We start from the raw sequence: 17,865 nt of genomic DNA on the forward strand, positions 1-17,865 counted from the left end.
AGCCCGCCCCTCCTCGTGTGACCACCGGGCGAGACTGGATTGCGCAGCGCCGGTACGGCCCGCCCCCCGGCCGCGTACCCTGTCCCCCAACCCAGGACCCCACGCATGAATTGAGCCCCCGGCCATGCCCACAACACCTGAAATGTCGATGGACATGACGACCGTCGGTGACACCGGTCTTCTCGACACGCTGCAGCACGAGGTCGCGGTGTTCGCGCGCCGCGCGGAACAGACCCGGCTCGGCGGGGTCGGGCAGGTGCGCAACTCCATGGACCGGGCCGCGTACCTGCTGCTCAACCGCCTCGACAAGGAAGGCCCGATGGGCGTCAAGGCCCTCGCCGCGAGCATGGGCATCGACTCCTCGACGGTCACCCGTCAGGTGGCACCGCTAGTCGACACCGGCCTCGTCAAGCGCACCTCGCACCCCGAGGACGGGCGGGCCGTGGTGCTCCAGCTCTCCCCGCGCGGGCAGTCCCGCCTGGAGGAAGTGCGCTCGTCGAGACGTCAGTTGATGGCCGAGCTGACACACGACTGGGCGCCGGAGGAGCGCGACGCGTTCTGCACGCTCCTCACGCGCTTCAACGGCGCGCTCTCGGCCCGCCAGGCCGCACAGGGCGGCCCGGTGACGGAGACCCATTCGGGTTCCTGACCGGCAGCCCGGCCGCCAGGCTCCCCCCGCCGCGCACCGTCCGTTTCCGCACGCCGACCGGCCGCGGACCGTCCGCAGCACCCCGGAGCCCGTCCGGCCACCCCTTCCACACGCACGCGCGCCCGCACCTCCGCACGCGCGTGCGTGTGCGCATGTACGCCTGCCCCTTGACCGGGAGGCCGGGCCTGGCCTCATATGAGAGCGGGCCCCGCCGTACACGGTCTGGCATGCCGTACACGGCCGGGACCACCGTTCCCCTCAGGTCCCACAGACCCCTCCGGGTCACCCTCAGGCGGGAGGCGCGGTGCGAGAACGGCGGGCGTTCCAGAGCGCTCGCCGCGCCCGGGAGTTCGAGGCGTTCGTCGCGGGCGCGGCAGGGCGGCTGCTGCATGCCGCCACGCTGCTCACGGCCGAGACGCCGGACGCCAACCCGCGCGCGCGGCGCCTGCTCACCCAGGCCCTGGCCCACACGTACGCCTGCTGGGACCGGCTGCGCGGCGAGGACCCCTACGACCGCGCGCGCCAGGAGCTGGCCGTCCGCTTCGCGCACGCGGCCTGGCACCAGTACGGCGGCCTCGGCCGGGCCCGGCCCGACCCCGGCAGCGTCCTGGCGCGGCTCACCCCCCAGGAACGGCTGATCCTGGTCCTGCGGCTGTACGAGGGGGTCGCCGAGGAACAGACGGCGGCGCTGCTCGGCCTGCCCCCCGAACGCGTCCGCGCGATCTGCGCCCGCGCGATGACGACCCTGCTGCATCCGCCCCGCGGACCGGCACCGGCCCTGGCGGAGGTGGCGCCGTCGTGAACCAGCCCGAGCGGGAGGCCGCCGTACGGCGGATGCTGGAGCAGAACCCGCCCCAGGTGCCGCCCGACCTGTACCCGGCCGTCGTACGGCGCGGCGCACGGATGCTGCGCCGCCGCACCGCCGCCCGCCGGCTGCTGTGGCTGCTGCTGTTCGCGGCGGCCGTCGCCTTTGTCGTCTGGGCGTCGACGGCGCGCCCCTGGGTGGAGCCGCCGTCCGACACGACCCCACCCCTCACCGGCTGGTGAGCGCCGCGGGCACGGCCTAGCCGAGGGCCTGCTGGAGGTCCTGGAGCAGGTCGTCGACGTTCTCGATGCCCACGGACAGGCGCACCAGGTCGCCGGGCACCTCCAGGAGCGAGCCGGCCGTGGACGCGTGCGTCATACGCCCCGGGTGCTCGATCAGGGACTCGACGCCGCCCAGGGACTCGCCGAGCGTGAACACCTTGGCGCGGTTGCAGACCTCGACGGCCGCCTCCTCGCCGCCCTCGACGCGGAACGAGATCATGCCGCCGAACGCCCGCATCTGCTTGGCGGCGACCTCGTGACCGGGGTGCTCCGGCAGACCCGGGTACAGCACGCTCGTCACGCGCGCGTGCCGCGTGAGCATCTCGGCGACCTTGCCGGCGTTCTCGCTGTGCCGGTCCATGCGCACGGACAGCGTCTTGGCGCCGCGCAGCACCAGCCAGGAGTCGAAGGGCCCGGCGACCGCGCCCATCGCGTTCTGGTGGTACGCCAGCTCCTCGCCGAGTTCCGCGTCACCGGTGACCAGGGCGCCGCCGACGACGTCCGAGTGGCCGCCCATGTACTTGGTCAGGGAGTGCACGACGACGTCCGCGCCGAGCGCGAGCGGCTGCTGGAGGTAGGGGGTCGCGAAGGTGTTGTCGACGACGAGGCGGGCGCCCGCCTCGCGCGCGACCTGGGCGACCGCCGCGATGTCGGTGATGCCGAGGAGCGGGTTGGAGGGCGTCTCCACCCAGATCGCCTTGGTCTTCGGGGTGAGCGCGGCCCGTACGGCCGCGGGGTCGCTGGTGTCCGCGACCGACCACTCCACGCCCCAGCGGGAGACGACCTTCGCGAAGAGGCGGAACGTGCCGCCGTACGCGTCGTTCGGGATCACCACGTGGTCGCCGGGGCTGAGCAGCGTACGCAACAGGCAGTCCTCGGCAGCCAGTCCGGACGCGAACGCGAGGCCCCGGCGCCCGCCCTCCAGGGCGGCGAGGTTCTCTTCGAGGGCGGTCCTCGTCGGGTTGGCGCTGCGGCTGTACTCGTATCCGCCGCGCAGCCCGCCGACGCCGTCCTGCTTGTAGGTCGAGACCTGGTAGATCGGCGGGACGACCGCGCCGGTGAGGGGATCTGCGGTGTTGCCCGCGTGGATCGCAAGGGTCTCGAAGTGCTGACTGATGTGCCTGTCGCTCATGGGCACCGAGGGTAGTGCTCCCGCGGCACCGATGACGGCACGCGGCCCGCCGGAGCGTGCGGACGGGGGCGGATCCGCGCCGCCGGGAGCGCCCGAAGGGCCCCCGCCGGGGGTTCCGGCCGACCGGGTTCGCCATTTGTCGGACCCGTCTGGTTCGCTTGAGCCATGGAGATTCTCTGGGTCCTGATGGCGGCGCTGATGATGGGGATGGTCCTCGGGCCCCTCTTCATGCGCAGGCGGGCCGGTATTCAGCAGGTCGCCCCGGGTGACCCGGACGCCGCGGACCCGGCGAACTACGGCTTCGTGCGCCAGGAGGAGCTGGACATCCGCATGCCGGGCCCGGACGGCGACCTCGTCGACGTACTGGACCTGGTGCAGCGCACCCAGGACTACCGGGCCGCCTCGCAGCTCCTGGCGGGCACGGAGGCGGACGGCGAGCGCCGCTGGCAGCGGGTGCAGGCGTTCGCGGGCGCGGCCTCGCTGGAGCTCCAGCGGCGTCCGGGCGGCGTGAGCGACGTGCCCGGCGGTCAGTGGCTGCGGGTGTGGCGGACCGAGGCGCCGAAGGACGCGGGCGGCGCGGCGGTGCACGCCGAGTTCCTGGTGCAGCAGGCGTGGCGGACGGCGACACCGGGGACGGACGAGTTCCGGATCATCATGGAGGAGGCCCGGGCGGCGTGCGGTGACGCGGCGCTGCTGGCCCCGGGTGACCCGGTCCCGTACATCATCGAGCTCTCCGTGGCCCGCGGACTGGCCTACGACCGGGCCGAGTTCGAGAATCTCTGGCTCAAGATCCTGGACCGGGCGCCGGCCCACATGGGCGCGCATCTGGCGGCCCTGCACTACTGGTGCGAGAAGTGGCACGGCTCGCGCGAGGTGGCGTACTCCTTCGCGGAGGCCGCCGCGACCCGCGCTCCCCGGGGTTCGCTGCTGGCCGCGCTGCCCCTCTTCGCCGTCTTCGAGCACCTGCCCGAGGTGAACCTGGTCAGCAGCTTCTACCAGAGCGAGGTCGTGACCAAGGCGGTGCACGGCGCGCTCTTCGCGGTGCACGCGGCGCGCCCGGACGACCCGATGCTGGCCCACGTCCGCCACCTCCTGGTCTTCTTCCTGGTCCGCGGCGAGCGCTGGTCCGAGGCGATGAACCAGCTGGTCCACATCGACGGACACGTCGGCGCCCTGCCCTGGACCCTGACGTCCGACCCGGCGGCGGACTACGCGGTCTACCGCGCGCTGGCGGTGGCGGGCTACGAGGCGAACGGCGGAAACCCGGCGACGCTGCCGCAGTGACGGAAGGGGCGGTTCCCGGGGGTACGCCGACCCGCCCCAACTCTCCTGGACACGGCGGACGTTGCATTCCAGCCTCTCATCACGCAGTGCCCCCGTCCCGACTCGCCCAGACACCGGAATGCCCCGCACCCCGGCGCGGTTGAGGTGCGTGGACCCACCCCTGCGACCCCGTGGAGACCGCGTGTTCCTGTACGGCCGTACGCCCAGGCTGCCGACCCGCGAGCAGGCGCTGACGGGTCGCCCGGAGCCGATGTTCGACCTCCCCGCCCGGCACACCGTGCTCGGGACGCCCCTCGCCGGCCCCTACCCGGAGGGCATGGAGGTCGCCGACTTCGCCCTGGGCTGCTTCTGGGGCGCCGAGCGCGCGTTCTGGAGACTCCCCGGGGTGTACACGACCCTGGTCGGCTACCAGGGCGGCTACACCGAGCACCCCGCGTACGAGGAGGTCTGCTCGGGCCTCACCGGTCACACGGAGGCGGTCCGGGTGGTCCACGACCCCGCGCTGATCACGTACGAGCAGCTCCTGCGGGTCTTCTGGGAGTCGCACGACCCGACCCAGGGCTTCCGCCAGGGCAACGACGTGGGCACCCAGTACCGCTCCGCCCTGCACACCCACACCCCGGCCCAGGCGGCGGCCGCGGCGGCGTCACGCGATGCCTACCAGAGGGTGCTGACCGGGGCGGGCCACGGCACGATCACCACGGAACTCCTCCCGGCGGAGGGACGCCCCTTCTACCCGGCGGAACCGCACCACCAGCAGTACCTGGACAAGAACCCCGCGGGGTACTGCGGGATCGGCGGGACGGGGGTCTCCTGCCCGGTCGGCGTGGCCGGGGCGGGCGGGTGAGCGATCCGTCAGGGTGAACCCCGGCGTTCGGCGATCGTACGCACGGCCCGTGCGCACGCCGCCCACCGCGCCCCGTCCTGGGTGCGTACGACCTTCACGGGCGGCTCCGCGCACGTCGTGCCGTGCCAGGTGCACCGCTCTTCCCGGTAGGACACGCTGTCCGGGTCAAGTCCTTCGGGAAAGTCGGGCCACACGTCCACCGTCGTCATAGACCAACGCTGGTAAGACGACACCGCACAGCGCAGCACCTCGGACGGACCTGGCTGTACATGCGAGGACGTGCCGTCAAGGGCGGTCTGCGACCCGGCACCGGGAAACGCCGGAAGGCGAGGCGCCCCCCGGACGCGTGGTCCAGGGGGCGCCCTTGGGGTGGGGGCACCCTTGGGGGGATCAGATGGTCGCCGTGTCGATCACGAAGCGGTAGCGGACGTCGCTGGCGAGGACACGCTCGTAGGCCTCGTTGATCTCGGACGCGCTGATCAGCTCGATCTCGGCGCCGAAGCCGTGCTCCGCGCAGAAGTCGAGCATCTCCTGGGTCTCCTGGATGCCGCCGATGCCCGACCCGGCGAGGGTCTTGCGGCCGCCGATCACGGAGAACAGGTTGAGCGCGACGGGCTCCTCGGGCGCGCCCACGTTCACGAAGGCGCCGTCCGTCTTGAGCAGGGACAGGTAGGCGTCCAGGTCGAGCGGGGCCGAGACGGTGGAGAGGATCAGGTCGAACGTGCCGCGCAGCTCCTCGAAGGTCTTCGGGTCGCTGGTGGCGTAGTAGTGCGAGGCGCCCAGCTTCAGCCCGTCGTCCTTCTTTCGGAGCGACTGGGACAGGACCGTCACCTCGGCGCCGAGCGCGTGCGCGATCTTGACGCCCATGTGGCCGAGGCCGCCCATGCCGAGGACGGCGACCTTCTTGCCGGGGCCGGCGTTCCAGTGCTTCAGCGGGGAGTACGTGGTGATGCCGGCGCAGAGAAGGGGCGCCGCTTCGTCCAGGGCCAGGCCCTCGGGGATGCGGACGGTGTAGTTCTCGTCGACGACGATGTGGGTGGAGTAGCCGCCGTAGGTGGGCTCGCCGTTCTTGTCGACGGCGTTGTACGTGCCGGTCATGCCCTTCGAGCAGTACTGCTCCAGACCGGCCTTGCAGTTGTCGCACTCGCGGCAGGAGTCGACCATGCAGCCGACCCCCACGCGGTCACCGACGGCGAACTTGGCGACACCGGAGCCGACCTCGGTGACGATGCCCGCGATCTCGTGACCCGGCACCATCGGGAAGATGGCCTCACCCCAGCCCTCACGGGCCTGGTGGATGTCCGAGTGGCAGATGCCCGCGAACTTGATCTCGATCAGGACGTCGAACTCGCCGACCTCACGTCGCTCGATGGTCGTGCGCTCCAGCGGAGCCTTGGCGGCGGGGGCGGCGTACGCAGCAACAGTGGTCATGCCGTGGGTTCTCCTCAGGAGGTCTGTCGCACCCGGCCGCCTGCTGACCGGGCACGTCGACCAGACTGCCCCGTCGCGCCATATTCACCCAGGTCACGGCTCTGCCTACGTCCAGCGGTCCTACTACTGACGGGGTCAGGTTCATGGGCGTAGGACCGTGAATACTGGACGCATGGACCAACAGCCCTCCCATGAGCCCGCCGGGGACGCGGGGCAGTCGCTGGACCGGCGTGCCGAGCTCAGCGAGTTCCTGCGCACCCGCCGCGCCCGGCTCAAGCCGGAGGACGTGGGGCTGCCGGACTTCGGCCGGCACCGCAGGGTGCCCGGACTGCGCCGCGAGGAGCTGGCCCAGCTCGCCGGGGTCTCCGTGGCGTACTACACGCGCCTGGAGCAGGGGAACGGGCGCAACGTCTCCGCGGAGGTCCTGGACGCCATCGCCCGCGCCCTGCGCCTGTCCGACGCCGAGCACGCCCACCTGACGCACCTCGCCAAGCCCAAGCAGCACAAGAAGAAGCAGCCGGCCCGGCCGCAGCAGGTGCGCGGGGCACTGCGACAGCTCCTGGACACGCTGGACGGCACGCCCGCGTACATCACCGGCCGGCGTGCAGACGTACTCGTCTGGAACCGGATGGCCGCGGCCGTCTTCGGCGACTGGGCGGAGCTGCCGCCGCAGGAGCGGAACTGGGCGCGGCTGGTGTTCCTGAGGCCGGAGTACCGCGAGCTTTTCGTGGACTGGGAGCAGAAGGCGAGCGACGTCGTCAGTTTCCTGCGCATGGACGCGGGCTGCCATCCCGACGATCCCCGGCTGTCCGCCCTGGTGGGCGAACTGTCCGTGAAGAGCGAGGAGTTCAGGCGGCTCTGGGCCACGCACGACGTCAAGGAGAAGAGTCACGGGGTGAAGCGGCTGCACCATCCGCTGGTGGGCCCGCTGACCCTGTCCTTCGAGACGTTCCGGCTTCCGGACGACGGCGAGCAGGCGATGGTCACGTACCACGCCGAGCCGGGGTCCGCCTCGGCGGAGGCGCTGCGGCTGCTGGCGTCGTGGGGAACGGACGCGACGCGAGCCGGGGCGGCGACCCCGCAGTAGGGCGCCCGGCAGACCATCCGGTCCGGGTTCCGGCCGGGTCCTGGTCCGGCACGGTCGCCCGGTGCGGGTTGCCCCCCGGGCCGCCCGCCCGGCGCGGGTCCGGCCCCGGACAGCCCGCCCCCGGACGGACGTCGACCCGACGGCAGGGCTCGCGGCACGACAAGCGGGCGGCGGCCCCTCCCCCGGCGGGCCCCGGACATCCGCCCCGGCACCACGCCCTCCATCCTCCAAGGGTCGCCCCCATCCCCCGTCCTACCCCCGATACGGCGGTGCGGCCCCCCACGTCCACTTGGGGACCGGCTGTTCCGCCGGTGGGGCCGCGTCCGGGGCGGAGAAGTGGACGGCGAGGCGGGTGCCCCACTCGGCGTAGGCGACGAAGGCGGAGCGGAACTCGGGGTCCGTGGGGAGGCCGGCGTCGTCGGCCGCGTCCTGGAGGAGGTTCACCCAGCGTCGGCGCTGGGGCTCGGTGATCCCCTTGCCGAGGTGCTTGGCGACCATGTGGCCGTGTCCGCCCTGCGTCTCGGAGTACGCCGTGGGCCCGCCGAAGACCTCGCCGAGCCAGAGCGCGACGTGGGCGGCGTGCTCGGGCGCGAGGCCCGCGAAGACGGGGGCGAGGACGTCGTCCTTGAGCACCTTCTCGTAGAAGGTCTCGGTGAGCCTGGCGAAGGCCTCGGCGCCGCCCGCCCAGGAGTAGAGGGTCGGCACGGCCGCGCCGGTGCCGCGTACGGTCGTCGGCTTGTAGTGGCGCATCTCCTCGATGTCACCGACGTAGGGGCGGATCTCGGCGAGGAAGTCCGTGAACAGCTCCGACTCCCGGAAGCCCTCCAGGTGGTCCTCGGTCGAGGTCCAGGTGATCCGCAGCACGAAGTGCTCGAAGTCCTCCTCGCAGCGCGCCAGTTCGTAGTCGATGCACTGCGGGGCCGCCGCGAGCTGGGCGGCGGCCCGGGTGTAGGCGGCCATGAACTCGGCCGACTGGTGCTCGGGGATCCGGTACCGGATGTACTCCACGGTCGATACGGTCATGCCCCCACACAAACACGGACGGCCCGCGGAAGCTCGGCTTCCTGCGGGCCGTCGCGCGTATCAGCGCTGGGCGAAAAACGTCCAGCACTCGGTCCGGCACTCAGCGGACCCCGGGGACCGGGCCCGTCCGGCGGGTCAGCGGGACCTCGCCGGACGGCTCCGGGTCACTTCCCGTAGTACGCGTTGTAGATCGAGATCGTCGACTTGTTGCCCTTCTTGTCGGTGATCTTGGCGTGGAAGGAGATGCCCTTGCCCTTCGCCGGGTTGGTCACCTCGACCTTGCCGTTCTTCACCGTCAGCTGGGTCCACGTCTGGCCGTAGTCGTACGAGGCGTACACGTACAGCGACCTGAGGTTGCCGCCCGCGGCCGCGCCCTGCACGGTGACCGGCACCGAGACCTTCTTGTCGGCCTCGACGCGGCTGTCCAGGCCGGTGGCGGCGTTGAAGCGGACCGTGGAGGCGGGCAGCTTCGCGCTGTCGACCTTCTTGGACCGGAACGTCCAGCTGGCGTCGATCCGGGTGGAGGCCGCGGCGACCTTCACACTGCGCTTGACCGACGTGGTCAGCTTGTACTCGGCCTCGCCCGCCGGGACCTTGAACTGCCCGTCACCGAAGAGCGCGTCCTCGTTCGAACCCACCTTGGTGCCGTTGCGGTACAGCGTCGTGGCGACCGAGGTGAACGCGGACGAGCCGGCGTGGGTCTTGCCGTCGGCGAACAGCGGCAGGTAGCCGTAGATCTTGTCGTCCTCGCGGAACAGGCCGTAGGACCCGCCGATACGCGGACCGAAGACGGCCGTGTTGAAGGTCTTCTCGTAGCTCTTGCCGCCGGTGAAGCTCTGCGCGTTGCCGAGCGTGTAGAACGCGTCGCTGATCGGCCAGCCGTCCTCGTCGACCCCGGCGATCTGCTCGAAGTCGATGCTCCACTTCACCCCGCCGGTGGTGGACAGGTGCAGCGTCCGGGTGCCGGGCAGGGTCTGCTGGATGCCGATGGCGGAGCCGCTGGAGCTGCCGGGCAGCCAGCCGAACGCCGTGACGGCGCCCTTCTTGCTGCTGGAGGACGCGCCGAGACCGAACTTCACCGAGGCCAGTTCGCTCGCCTTGTAGTGCCTGGTGTAACCGGTGGCCACCTGCTTGACCTTGGCGGCCGCGGTGGTGTCGTACTCCTCGTCGTCCCCCTTGGTCCAGTGCGCGTCCCACTGCTGCGTCAGCGAACCGTCGGTGATCTGCGGACCCAGGTGCGCGGTACGGAAGTTCGCGTACGAGTCCAGCCACCAGCCGTAGGAGTAGCTGGTGTCGGCCGTCTCCAGCGTGAAGTCCGGTGACGCGAACTGCGACTTCGCCGCCGCGTCCGGCACCGTGATGTCCACCGGCTCGGTGGTCCGCGCGTCCAGCGTGATCGCCGTGTCCTTGGCGATGTTCAGCTTGGGCTGGGCGATCCAGTCGGCGCCCTTGGTGAAGTCCTCCGGGTCCACGTACACACCGGAGTTGAGGATGTAGCCGCCCTTGGGGACGCGCACCTTGACCGTGCCCGAGGCGTCGTAGGGAGAGAACCACTTCTCCTTGCCGAGGCCCGAGACGCCGGTCAGGTCCGTGCCGTAGTTCACGGCCGGCTTGCCGTCGCGGTCGATGTGCTTGAGCGTGACCGTGTACGACTCCACCTCGCGCTGCACCGCGGCCGCCGTGCGGACGCTCTGCCCGCCGCCGCTCGCCGTGACGTACGCGGAGTAGGCGCCGTCCGTGGTGCCGCCCAGCTTGGTGTTGGCGGTGAGTCCGACGGACGCCTTGCCGCCGGCCGGGACGGTGACCGTCTTCGCGCCGAGGGTGAAGAAGCCCGCGGGAGCCGCCTGGCCCTTGGGGTTGGTGCCGGCCACCGTGAGGTTCAGCGTGACGGCGGCCGTACCGAGGTTGCGGTAGGTGATCTCCTTGGTGACCGGGGTGTCGTCGGTGTGCGGCCACTGCTGCACGCCGAAGGTCGCCGACACCGGGTCCGCGATCACGGACTGCTTGATGGCCTTGTCGACCTGGATGCGGCCCGAACCCTGCTGGAACGGCGTGTACTTGCCGCCCTTGGTGGAGCCGGTCAGCGCGCCCTTGAGCTCGGTGTACGTCCAGCCGGGGTGCTGCTGCTTCAGGATGGCGGCGGCGCCCGCGACGTGCGGGGTCGCCATCGACGTACCGGAGATGGTCAGGTAGCCGGCCGGGTTCTGGCCGACCTCCTTGTCGATGACGCTGCCGGGGGCCGCGGCGGCCGTGATGTTCACGCCGGGCGCGGTCACGTCGGGCTTGATGGCGCCGTCGAGGCCGGGGCCGCGGCTGGAGAAGGAGGCCAGCTTGTCGCTGTCGTCGACGGCGCCGACGGTGAGCGCGGCGGCCGCGCTGCCCGGGGAGCCGACGGTCTGCTCGCCGAAGTCGCCGTCGTTGCCGGCGGCGATGGCGAACAGGATGCCCTTCTCGGCGGAGAGCTTGTTGACCTCGGCTTCGAGCGGGTCGATCTCGGGGGTGTCACCGCCGCCGAGGCTGAGGTTGACGACGTCGGCGCCCTGCGCGGCCGCCCACTCCATGCCGGCGAGGATCTCGGAGTCCTCGCCGTAGCCGGTGTCGTTGAGCACCTTGCCGTTGAGGATCTTCGCGCCGGGCGCGACACCCTTGAACTTGCCGTTCGACTTCGCGCCCGTGCCCGCGGCGATGGACGCGACGTGCGTGCCGTGGCCGTAGTGGTCGGTGGCGTCGGCCGCGGTGGAGAAGTTCTTCGACTCCAGCACCTGGTCCTTGAGGTCCGGGTGGGTCGCGTCGACACCGGTGTCCAGGACGGCGATCTTGACGCCCTTGCCGTCGTAGCCCGCCGCCCACGCCTTGGGGGCGCCGATCTGCGGCACGGACTTGTCGAGGCTGGCCTTGCGGACGCCGTCCAGCCAGACGTGGGCGATGCCGGAGGCGGCGGTGCCCTCGTCGGTGACCGCGGTCCACAGCCGGTCCGCGTCCTGCTTCGGCGTCAGCACCGCGTCCGCGTTCAGGGACTTCAGGGTCCGGCGGACCTTGGTGGCACCGGCGTCCCGGACGTCCGCCTTCGCCGCGGTGGCGGCGCCCCGGTAGCCGACGATCAGCTTCAGGCCCTGCTTCTGGGCCTTGCGGCTCGCGGACTTGTTCAGCTCGGTGACGTCGAAGAGCCGCTGGTCCAGCTTGCCGGTGGCTATCAGGCGCTGCGCGTCGGCCGGAACGACGAGCGTGTGCCCGTCGGTCTTCCGCACCTGCACGGGTATGTGCTCGCGGCCCTTGGCGGGCTCGAACCCGACGACGCGGCCCTTGGCGCCGACGACGACGCGGTCGCCGGTGACGAGCGTGATGCGGTGCTTGGCCGTGAGGGCGGTCCCCGTCGCGCTGTTCGTCGCCTCGGCCCTGGCCGCCGACGCCGGGCTGGTCATTCCCGCCGCCAGTGCCACCGCGGCCGCCGTGGCGATCGTGGCCGCGCATGCTCTCTTCACTTGTTGACGCAAGTCTCCCCCTGGAGTGAGTTCCGGATGAATTTCCCCATTCACCCGGCCGGGGGTAGTCCCGTACGTGTGCACGAACACCCCCCGGTAACGGCAGTATGCCCGGGGGGTGATCAGCCGCTCAATAGCGTGACGAGGGTGAAGGGTTGACACCTAACTTCCGTTTACCACCCAAATGGGGCAGGAACGTGCCGTCTTCGTCGCCGGAGGTGCGCTCAGCCCCCCGCGTTCTCCTTGACGCTGATCCTGCCCTTGCGGATCGTCGCGACCCTCGGGGCCTTCCGCGCGATCGCGGAGTCGTGCGTGACCATGATGAAAGTCAGCCCGTGCTCCTTCCACATGGTCTCCAGTACGTCCATGATCTCGTCGCGCATGGACTCGTCGAGGTTGCCGGTGGGCTCGTCGGCGAGCAGCACCTTCGGCCGCTTCACCAGCGCGCGGGCGATGGCGACGCGCTGCTGCTGGCCGCCGGACAGCTCGGCGGGCAGATGCCCGAGCCGCTCGGCCAGCCCCACCGACTCCAGTGCCTCCGCGGCCCGTTGCCGCCGCTGACTCGCCTTGAGCCTCATCGGCACGAGGGCGGTCTCGACGTTCTCCTGGGCGGTGAGCGTCGGGATGAGGTTGAAACTCTGGAAGACGAAGCCGATGTTCTCGCTGCGCACCTTGGTCAGCCTGGCCTCGGACAGCTTCGCGAGGTCCGTGCCGTCGAGGTCGACGCTGCCCGCGGTCGGCCGGTCGAGTCCGCCGAGCATCTGCAGCAGGGTGGACTTGCCGCCACCGGTGGGACCCTGGATGACGAGGCGGTCGCCGTCCGCGATGGTGAGGTCGACACCGGCGAGCGCGTCCACACTCTCCTTGCCCCGCTGATAGCGCTTGGTGACGCCGCTGAGTTCGTACATGGTCCAACTCCTGTGATGGGTACGGCTGGTGGTCGGCGGACGCGGCGGGGCTACTCGACCCGGCGCAGGGCGTCGGCGGGGCGCAGCCGGGAGGCCCGCCAGCCGCCGAAGGCGCCCGCGACGAGGCCGCCGGTGACGGCGAGCGCGACGGCCAGCGCGATGGTGCCGACGCTGACCGGTGCGGTGAGCGCGACGTCGAGGGCCTTGGACGCGGACTGCCGGGCCGGGCCCACCATGCCGCCGGGGCCGCCCGGACCGCCGGCGCCGCCGCCCGAACCGCCCAGCTGGGCCTGGAGCGTCGGACTGACGGCGGTGACGGCGTAGGCACCCGCGAGCCCGAGGGCGATACCGAGCACGCCGCCGACCAGGCCGTTCACGACCGCCTCGCCGACGACCTGGCGGGTCACCCGGCCGGACTTCCAGCCGAGCGCCTTGAGGGTGCCGAACTCCCGGACGCGACGGGACACGGCCGAGGAGGTGAGCAGGCCGGCCACCAGGAAGGCCGCCACGAGCACCACGACGGACAGCCACTTGCCGACGCTGGACGCGAGGTCGGACGCGGTCGACAGGGAGCCGGAGACGGTGTCGGCGAGGTCGGCGGAGGTGGTGACGGTGGTACCGGAGATGTTCTTCTGGATGGTGCTCTTGACGGCGTCGATGCGCTGCGAGTCGGACGCCTTGACGTAGATCGTGGTGACCTTGCCCGCGGAGTCGCTCAGCTTCTGCGCCTGCCGGAGCGGGAGGTAGAGGTTCGCCGCCGCGTCCCCGCTGTCCGGCGTCGCTATGCCGATGAGCTCGTACTTCACGCCCTTGACGGTGACCGTGTCGCCGAGCGCGAGCTTCTTCTCCTTGGCGTACGAGGCGTCGGCGACGACGACCTTCGCGTCGGTCTCCGAGGTCCTGAAGGTGCGTCCGCTGGTGATCTTCGACGAGGTCAGCGGGCCGAGGGCGGGCTCGGTGACGTCGGTGCCGTAGACGGAGTAGCTGTTGACGTCGAACTCGGCGCCGCCGCCCTCCACCCGGCCCTGCGGAGCGGGCTCGGCCCCCCGCGCGACGTCGCCGTTCTGGTCCTGCTTGAACTCACCGCGCTTGAACTGGCCGCTGACCTTGACCACTTGGAGGCTCAGGCCGCCGACGGCGTCCGCGACGCCGTCCTGCGCGGCGACCCTGCCGACGGTCTTCGCGGACAGCGTCTGGAAGCCCTGCACCATGACGCGGTCGCTGCTCTGCTTCTCGTCGGAGTCGTCGGAGCGGGCGTCGAACTTGAAGCGCGGGCGGCCGCTGTCGTCCTGGGCCGCCGCGGCCTTGGTGACCGTCATGTCGGTGCCCAGTCCGTAGAGCGACTGGAGGACCTTGCCCTGCGCCTTCTCCATCCCCGAGGAGACCGAGCTGACCACGATGACGAGGGCGATGCCGAGGGCGAGTCCGGAGGCGACGACGAGGGCCGCTTTTCTGCGGCGGCGCAGTTCGCGCCTCAGGTAGGTGAAGAACATGGCCGCAAGCTAGGTACGGCGCGTGATGAGGGGATAAGGCCGCCATAAGAGAACGATGAGAAGGCCGTGCGGCACGCTGACGGCGCCCTGCGCGCAGCCTCGGAACCCCGTGACCGCCGCGTGGCCGGGAACGCGAGAGCGGCGGCTCCCTGTCCGGGAGACCGCCGCTCGGGACCGCTGAGGGGGCGTCAGGCCGCCGCGCCCGCCTTCCAGGTGGCCCAGTCCATGTTCCAGTCGCTCAGACCGTTGTCCGGGGAGATCGTCTTGTCGCCGGTGTTCTTGACCACGACGACGTCACCGATCAGCGAGTTGTCGTAGAACCAGGCCGCGGGCGTGTTCGGGTCGTTGGCGCCCTTGGTGTCCGACAGGCCCACACAGCCGTGACTGGTGTTCACCGAGCCGAAGATGGACTTGGCTCCCCAGTAGTTGCCGTGGATGAAGGTGCCGGAGGCGGACAGGCGCATGGCGTGCGGCACGTCCTTGATGTCGTACTCGCCCTTGCCGTCCTCCTTGGTGAAGCCGACGGTCGAGCCGTCCATCCGGGTCTCCTTGAACTTCTCGGAGATCACCATCTGGCCTTCGTACGTCTTGTTCTCCGGAGCGCCCGCGGAAATCGGGATGGTCTTGACGGTCTTGCCGTCCCGCGTGATCTTCATCGTCTTGGTCTGGGCGTCGACGACGGAGACCTGGTTGCGGCCGATCTTGAAGGTGACCGTCTTCTGCTGCACGCCGTACACGCCGTTCGCGCCCTCGACACCGTCGAGGTTCAGCTTCAGGGTGACGGTCGAGCCGCTCTGCCAGTACTCCTCCGGGCGGAAGTCCAGGCGGTTCGGGCTGAACCAGTGCCCGACGACCTCCTGGCCGCTGCTGGAGGAGACGGTGATCCCCTTCTGCACGGCGGACTTGTTCGTGATCGCCTTGTCGAAGTTGATCGAGACCGGCATGCCGACGCCGACGGTGGCGCCGTCCTCGGGCGTGAAGTTGCCGATGAAGCTGTTCGCCGGGGAGACCGTGGTGAACGAGGCGTTCTCGTGGGCGGCGCGGCCGGCGGAGTCCTTCGCCTCGGCGGTGAGCTTGTAGGTCGTGGCGCGCTCGAGCTGGCCGGTGGGGGCCCAGCTCTTCTTGTCAGCCGATATCTGGCCGGCCACGGCGGTGCCCGCGGCGGTCTTCAGCGTGACCTCCGTGAGCTTGCCCTTGCTCACGGTGACCTTGGTGCCGGTGTTGATGGAGGCGCTGTCGGAGCCGTCCTTGGGCGTGATCTTGATCTGGGCCTCGGACGTCTTCTTGGCGGCTGCCTCGTCGACCTTGGCCTGCGAGGTGCTGTCACCGCCGCCCGACGCGCCGGCCGAATCGTCGCCTCCGCTGCACGCAGAGAGCACCAGCACCCCGCCGAGCAGTGCGGACGCGGCCATCAGACCCTTGCGCCGCTTACTGTCCGTCATCACACGCTTCTCCATCGTTGCCGAAAACCCGAAAACCCCGAGAGTCCCGTTAAGAACCTTCAACGCTACGACCGGTACGTCCCGTTCCACATCCCTCGGATGTGTGGGCCACGCCACGTCTGATCGACCGGCCCGACGGGCGGACCGGGACCGACCGTGGTGCTCAGGTGGTCAGTGCGCCTGGTGAGACGAAGAAACCCCGGACGGCGGTTGCCCCCCGGGGTCACCTTTTCCCCAAGTCGCGTCAGCCGAGTCCGTTCTCCTCGTCGTCCTCGGCAGCATCATCCTCGTCCAGGTCCCAATCCGGCGAATCGGGGTCGTAGTCGATCTGCTCGCTGCTCCACGACGCCTGGGCCAGCTCGATCCCGGGCACCTCGCTGACCAGGTCGAACGGGTCGACGAGATACGCGAGGGCCTCGGCAGTGTCTTCCGTCACCGCGCCCTCGGCGTGCGTCCGCTCGTCGGCCGGCATGTCGGTGTCCCCGGCGATCCGCTGCAGGGCGGCCTTGGTGACGGCGTCGGCGTCGCCGACCTCCAGCACCAGTTCGACCCGAAGCCGTACAAACCGTGATGTCTCAGGAGTACTCATGGGAGGGAGCGTACGACCCACACGATGCGCGACTTTCCCACGACCCACGCCTTTCATTAGCATCGCCCCACACGGCCAATTCGCCAGCGCCACAAGGGGATCGATATTCCGTGTCCGCCGCACGTCGATCGTTGCTGACCGCCACCGCCGCCGGGACCCTGCTGGGGGCCCTGTGGTTCGTTCCGTCCGCCAACGCCACACAGGACGACCCAGCACAGCACTCGGCGTCCATGACCCGCACCTCGGCCGGTTCGGCGAACTCGTCGGCCTGGTCGGACTCCTCGGGCCCCTCCCTCACCTCGACGTCCACGGACGTCACACGGACCTCCGCCGAGACGACGGGCGACGGTGACGGTGACGGGACCCGGCTCGCCGACACCGGCGGCGTCGACACCACGCCCTACGTCGTCGGGGGCACGCTCTTCCTCGGCCTCGGGGCCGGGTTCGTGGCGTACTCGGTGCGACGGGAGCGCGCGACCGCCTTCTGAGCAACGTACGACGGCCCGTTGAGCACGGCGGCCGCGGCCCGCGAGACCCCCGGGTGGACCCATGCGAGACCTGATCGAGCTGACCGACGTCGAGGCGCCCGCGTGGCCCCTCCTCTCCGCGGACCTGGCCGCGAGCGAGGTGCACGTCGACGTGCTCCCCGTGGACCCGGAGCGGGCGCGCGCGTCCCTCCTCCAGATGCAGATCACCGCGCGCTCCCGGCTGGGGGCGCTCGTCCTCAACTGCGGTGGCCTGGTGCTGGACAGCGGCTGGCTGCGCGTCTACGGCAGTCCCGGCCCCGGAGCGCCGTCGGGGCCGCCCGGACTGCGCGGGGTGCCCTCACTGGCCGCCGTCAACGGCTTCCCCGAGCGCTTCGACCCCGGGTGGCGGCCGCGTGGCGCGCTCGTCGTCGGCCACGACGTCCTGGGCGGCGTCTTCGCCCTCAACGGGGCGGACCCGCAGGTCTCGGGCCGGCCGGGCGAGCCCGGCGAGATGGTGTACTTCGCGCCGGACTCGCTGCGCTGGGAGGCGCTCGGCGCCGGCTACGGCCCGTGGCTCGCCTGGCTGCTGACCGGCGGCATGGAGCAGTTCTACGAGACGCTGCGCTGGCCCGGCTGGCGGGCCGAGTCGGGCGCGCTGACCGGGTCGCAGGGGATCTCGGTCGCGCCGTTCCTGTGGTCGGCCGAGGCCAAGCGGGATCTGGCGGCGACCAGCCGCCGCGCGGTCCCGCTCGCCGAACTCCTCGGCGTCAACAGGCACTTCTGCCAGGAACTCGACTCCGTGGACCCGGGGTTCCTGGGCGACGTGTGACCGGCGCCCGCCGGGAGGCCATCACCGGTAGGTCCGCGCGGACGCGAAAAAGCACGAGGTCCCGGCGCGGGTGCGCCGGGACCTCGTGACTGAAGTGCAGGGCCTCTCGGCCGGAC

Annotated in this window: 16 protein-coding genes; 8 read left to right on the plus strand and 8 right to left on the minus strand. The window is 71.1% G+C overall.

What is annotated here, in order from left to right; genetic code table 11:
- The first annotated feature begins 142 nt into the window (after positions 1–142).
- The 3 genes from ACFYQQ_RS11390 to ACFYQQ_RS11400 all read left to right on the plus strand — a co-directional run bounded on the left by ACFYQQ_RS11390 (position 143) and on the right by ACFYQQ_RS11400 (position 1,696).
- Complete coding sequence (locus ACFYQQ_RS11390; protein ID WP_355792238.1) at positions 143–649, plus strand: MarR family transcriptional regulator; 507 nt, start codon at positions 143–145, stop codon at positions 647–649.
- A 304-nt stretch (positions 650–953) separates the two neighbouring features.
- Positions 954–1,451, plus strand: a complete 498-nt coding sequence (locus ACFYQQ_RS11395) for a sigma factor-like helix-turn-helix DNA-binding protein (protein ID WP_355792240.1) — start codon at positions 954–956, stop codon at positions 1,449–1,451.
- A complete protein-coding gene (locus tag ACFYQQ_RS11400; RefSeq protein ID WP_356171025.1) occupies positions 1,448–1,696 on the plus strand; it encodes a hypothetical protein in 249 nt (82 codons plus the stop codon). The genes ACFYQQ_RS11395 and ACFYQQ_RS11400 overlap by 4 nt, the downstream gene beginning before the upstream one ends.
- Before the next feature lie 16 nt (positions 1,697–1,712).
- Here ACFYQQ_RS11400 and ACFYQQ_RS11405 read toward each other — a convergent pair whose 3' ends face one another.
- Positions 1,713–2,867: a cystathionine gamma-synthase gene (locus ACFYQQ_RS11405; RefSeq protein ID WP_355781107.1), complete on the minus strand. Its 1,155-nt coding sequence runs from the start codon at positions 2,865–2,867 to the stop codon at positions 1,713–1,715.
- A gap of 165 nt (positions 2,868–3,032) precedes the next feature.
- Here ACFYQQ_RS11405 and ACFYQQ_RS11410 point away from each other — a divergent pair, with 165 nt between their 5' ends.
- A complete protein-coding gene (locus ACFYQQ_RS11410; RefSeq protein WP_355781110.1) occupies positions 3,033–4,151 on the plus strand; it encodes a hypothetical protein in 1,119 nt (372 codons plus the stop codon).
- Between the two features lie 181 nt (positions 4,152–4,332).
- Positions 4,333–4,998: a peptide-methionine (S)-S-oxide reductase MsrA gene (gene msrA, locus ACFYQQ_RS11415; protein ID WP_355781113.1), complete on the plus strand. Its 666-nt coding sequence runs from the start codon at positions 4,333–4,335 to the stop codon at positions 4,996–4,998.
- Positions 4,999–5,388: 390 nt separating this feature from the next.
- Here the strand turns inward: msrA and ACFYQQ_RS11420 are convergent, their stop codons facing one another.
- Complete coding sequence (locus ACFYQQ_RS11420; protein ID WP_355781116.1) at positions 5,389–6,429, minus strand: NAD(P)-dependent alcohol dehydrogenase; 1,041 nt, start codon at positions 6,427–6,429, stop codon at positions 5,389–5,391.
- 172 nt (positions 6,430–6,601) lie between these two features.
- Here ACFYQQ_RS11420 and ACFYQQ_RS11425 point away from each other — a divergent pair, with 172 nt between their 5' ends.
- Complete coding sequence (locus ACFYQQ_RS11425; RefSeq protein ID WP_355781119.1) at positions 6,602–7,516, plus strand: helix-turn-helix transcriptional regulator; 915 nt, start codon at positions 6,602–6,604, stop codon at positions 7,514–7,516.
- 252 nt (positions 7,517–7,768) lie between these two features.
- Here the strand turns inward: ACFYQQ_RS11425 and ACFYQQ_RS11430 are convergent, their stop codons facing one another.
- The 6 genes from ACFYQQ_RS11430 to ACFYQQ_RS11455 form a co-directional block, all read right to left on the minus strand.
- On the minus strand, positions 7,769–8,539 hold the full coding sequence (locus ACFYQQ_RS11430; RefSeq protein ID WP_388904281.1) for a group II truncated hemoglobin: 771 nt from the start codon (positions 8,537–8,539) through the stop codon (positions 7,769–7,771).
- Positions 8,540–8,703: 164 nt separating this feature from the next.
- Positions 8,704–12,021, minus strand: a complete 3,318-nt coding sequence (locus ACFYQQ_RS11435) for a S8 family peptidase (RefSeq protein WP_355779521.1) — start codon at positions 12,019–12,021, stop codon at positions 8,704–8,706.
- A gap of 224 nt (positions 12,022–12,245) precedes the next feature.
- Complete coding sequence (locus ACFYQQ_RS11440; protein WP_355779524.1) at positions 12,246–12,929, minus strand: ABC transporter ATP-binding protein; 684 nt, start codon at positions 12,927–12,929, stop codon at positions 12,246–12,248.
- 50 nt (positions 12,930–12,979) lie between these two features.
- On the minus strand, positions 12,980–14,422 hold the full coding sequence (locus ACFYQQ_RS11445; protein WP_355779526.1) for an ABC transporter permease: 1,443 nt from the start codon (positions 14,420–14,422) through the stop codon (positions 12,980–12,982).
- Positions 14,423–14,610: 188 nt separating this feature from the next.
- Positions 14,611–15,864, minus strand: coding sequence for an Ig-like domain-containing protein (locus ACFYQQ_RS11450; RefSeq protein WP_355779528.1), 1,254 nt, complete (start codon positions 15,862–15,864; stop codon positions 14,611–14,613).
- A 244-nt stretch (positions 15,865–16,108) separates the two neighbouring features.
- Positions 16,109–16,453, minus strand: a complete 345-nt coding sequence (locus tag ACFYQQ_RS11455; RefSeq protein ID WP_355779531.1) for a hypothetical protein — start codon at positions 16,451–16,453, stop codon at positions 16,109–16,111.
- 131 nt (positions 16,454–16,584) lie between these two features.
- On the opposite strand from ACFYQQ_RS11455, the gene ACFYQQ_RS11460 reads away from it, so the two are divergent.
- Positions 16,585–16,941: a hypothetical protein gene (locus ACFYQQ_RS11460; RefSeq protein ID WP_388904405.1), complete on the plus strand. Its 357-nt coding sequence runs from the start codon at positions 16,585–16,587 to the stop codon at positions 16,939–16,941.
- 61 nt (positions 16,942–17,002) lie between these two features.
- On the plus strand, positions 17,003–17,749 hold the full coding sequence (locus ACFYQQ_RS11465; protein ID WP_356171006.1) for a DUF2625 family protein: 747 nt from the start codon (positions 17,003–17,005) through the stop codon (positions 17,747–17,749).
- Positions 17,750–17,865 lie beyond the last annotated feature (116 nt).

Source organism: Streptomyces sp. NPDC005496 (assembly GCF_042872045.1).
GTDB lineage: Bacteria > Actinomycetota > Actinomycetes > Streptomycetales > Streptomycetaceae > Streptomyces.